At 73.8% G+C, this 2,958-nt stretch carries 2 protein-coding genes and 1 pseudogene; all 3 read right to left on the reverse strand.

Going from position 1 to position 2,958, the window contains the following annotated elements:
- A pseudogene (locus KN815_RS51365) lies at nt 1-193 on the reverse strand (tRNA lysidine(34) synthetase TilS); the annotation flags it as partial.
- A 203-nt stretch (nt 194-396) separates the two neighbouring features.
- Complete coding sequence (locus KN815_RS48205) at nt 397-1,542, reverse strand: Rv3626c family coenzyme F420 biosynthesis-associated protein (protein ID WP_216348081.1); 1,146 nt, start codon at nt 1,540-1,542, stop codon at nt 397-399.
- 159 nt (nt 1,543-1,701) lie between these two features.
- Nucleotides 1,702-2,958 (reverse strand): D-alanyl-D-alanine carboxypeptidase/D-alanyl-D-alanine endopeptidase (dacB, locus tag KN815_RS48210; RefSeq protein ID WP_216348082.1); only part of this gene is annotated, 1,257 nt, incomplete at its 5' end.

The raw sequence follows: 2,958 nt of genomic DNA on the forward strand, positions 1-2,958 counted from the left end.
CCGAGCAGGCGGCGAGTACGAGGGGCGCGTCGGCGCGCGGGGCGGAGCCGCGGGGGGCGGGGGCCGAACGCGTGGCGGGCGGGGAGGCGGCGGAGGGCGAGGAGGGGGACGAGGCCGAGTGGGCGACGAGGACGTCGTGGAGGACGCGGCGGACCGCGAGGCGTATCGCGGCGACCGCTGGATGGGGACCCATGTCCGTTTCCCATCTGTCATTCGAGGGGGTGCCTCGGGGGGTGCGAGGAGTTACGCAGCTTTTCGTCACGCTGCGTATGTCGATGGTGACAGAAGCGAGCTGTTCCCCGAGCATCGCACGCCTACCCGTCGCCAACGGTCCCTCGGACGAGTGATTAAAGGGGGCGTTCGTCCGTTTCCGCGTGTGCCGGGAGTGTGCCGGTTCTAGGACTCCGCCTTACGGTGCACCCGCGCGACCCACTCGGCGGGTTTGCTGATCTCCGTCTTGGTCGGAAGGGTGTTGGGCGAGGTCCAGACACGGTTGAAACCGTCCATACCGACCTCGTTCACCACGGCCCGGACGAATCGCTCACCGTCACGGTACTGCCGCAGCTTGGCGTCGAGCCCCAGCAGCTTGCGCAGTGCCTGATCGAGCCGGCCCGCACCACTGGCCCGGCGCTTCTGGAACTTCTCCCGGATCTCCGCGACGGACGGCACGACCTCCGGTCCCACCCCGTCCATGACGTAGTCGGCGTGCCCCTCCAGCAGCGACATCACCGCGGTCAGCCGCGCCAGGATCTCCCGCTGGGACGGGGTCTGGACCAGCTCGATGATGCTGGGCGCGCCGCCGCGCCCGTCCTCCTCGCCCCTCTCGTCACCGGGACGGCCGCCGCCGCTCAGCGACTGGAACGCCTCGCGGAGCCGCTCCAGCAGGGTGGCCGGGTCCACATCGGTCTCGCCGAGGAACGCCTGGATCTCGGACTCGATGTGGTCGCGCAGCCACGGCACGGCGGTGAACTGGGTGCGGTGGGTCTCCTCGTGCAGCGAGACCCACAGCCGGAAGTCGTGCGGGGCCACGTCGAGTTCGCGCTCCACGTGGACGATGTTGGGCGCCACCAGCAGCAGCCGGCCGCCGCCCGGGGAGCCGGGCAGCTCGCGGGTCGCGGGCGCGAAGGTCTCGTACTGACCGAGCACCCGGGAGGCGAGGAAGGACAGCAGCATCCCCAGCTCGACCCCGGTCACCTTGCCGCCGACCGCGCCCAGCACGGCCCCGCCGGGCAGTCCGCCGCGCCGGTCCTGCATCTTGCCGAGCAGCGGTTTGAGGATCTGCCGGAAGCCCGCCACATTGGCCTTGATCCAGCCCGCGCGGTCCACGACGAGGACGGGGGTGTCCGCGGCCGGGCCGCCGGAGACGGCCATCCGGGTGAACGCGCGGACGTGTTCCTCCGAGGACTTGGCGTGCCGCCGCAGCTCCGCGACGACGGCACGCGCCTCCTCGCGACTCACCTCGGGCCCGGGGCGCACCAGCCGGGTCGCGGTCGCGACCGCGAGATTCCAGTCGACCATCTCCACACCACCGATGCTCGTCATGGCTTCACGGTACGTGGCCCGCGCCCCATCCGGGAGGACACCGGGGTCCGCACAGGCGGCCGCCCCGCGTCCGGGTCACCCTGGTGGCCTTACGGCGGCCACCGTGGCGTGGCCGCCGTACGCATCCGGTCGCCCTCGCCCTCGCGCGCGCCCTCGCGCTCAGCGGCAGCCGCAGTTGGCGAGGGCCGAGGCCATCCGGTCCAGGGCGCGCTGGGCGCCGTCGGCGTCGGTGGTGCCGTTGGTCATGAACGCGAAGACCAGCAGCCGGCCGTCCGCGTCCACGACCGAGCCCGCGAGGGTGTTGACCCCGGTGAGGGTGCCGGTCTTGGCCCGGACCACGCCCCGGCCGACCGCGTCCTGGGCGTAGCGGGTGCGCAGGGTGCCGCTGAAACCGGCCACCGGCAGCCCGGTGAGCAGCGACCGCAGTTGGGGGTGGTCGCGGTCGGCGGCGCGCACCAGCACCTGGGCGAGCAGCCCGGCGGACACATGGTCGGCGCGGTCGAGCCCGCTGCCGTCCGCGATCCGGGCGCCGCTCAGCGGCAGCCCGAGCTTGTGCAGCCGCTGGGTCACGGCCTTGGCCCCGCCCGCGAAGCTGGCGGGCCGGCCGGCCGCGAGGGCGGTCTGCCGGGACAGGGCCTCCGCGATGTCGTTGTCGCTGTTGGTCAGCATCCGCTCGACGAGCGAGGACAGCGGCTGGGAGCGGACGGAGGCCACCGTGCGGGCGCCCTTGGCGGCCTTGGACGAGCCGGGCTCGCCCGTCACCTCGACACCGCGGTCGCGCAGCATCGACGCGAAGGTGCCGGCCGCGTCGGCGGCCGGGTCCTCGGCGCGCGGGGCCGGGCCGTGGTCGCTGTCGTCCTTACGGCCCTCGTCGGCCATCAGGGGGACGACGGGCGAGAGGTTCTCGTTGGGGCCGATCGGGTGCAGCTTCGACCCGGAGTAGAGCGATGTGTCGTAGCCGAGCCGGTAGGGGCCCGGGCCGCGCTTCTTGAGGGCGCGGGCGGTGGCGTCGGCCAACTGGCGCAGTGCCGCGGGGTGGTCGTCCCCCTTGACGGCCCGCGCGGTGAGCGTGGGGTCGCCGCCGCCGACCAGCACGATGTCGTCTCTGCCCGCGCCCGCCACGACGCTGGTCCTGATGCGGTGGTCCGGGCCGAGGGCGGAGAGGGCCGCGGCACCGGTCGCGAGCTTGATCGTCGAGGCGGGGACGGCGGCCGTACCCGCCTTGCTGCCGAACACCTGCTGACCAGTGGTCACGTCCATCACCGCCACCGAGCGCTCATCGCCCAACGCGGAATCGTCCAGCAGCGGTTCGAGCGTGTCGGCGAGCCCCGCCCCGGTGGGCGGCGGCACGGCGTCCGCACCGCTGTCCGGCGACTTGGGCGCGGGGCGCGCGCCGAGCGCGGCCAGCACGGGCGG

Origin of the sequence: Streptomyces niphimycinicus (assembly GCF_018883605.1) — a bacterium.
Lineage (GTDB): Bacteria > Actinomycetota > Actinomycetes > Streptomycetales > Streptomycetaceae > Streptomyces > Streptomyces niphimycinicus.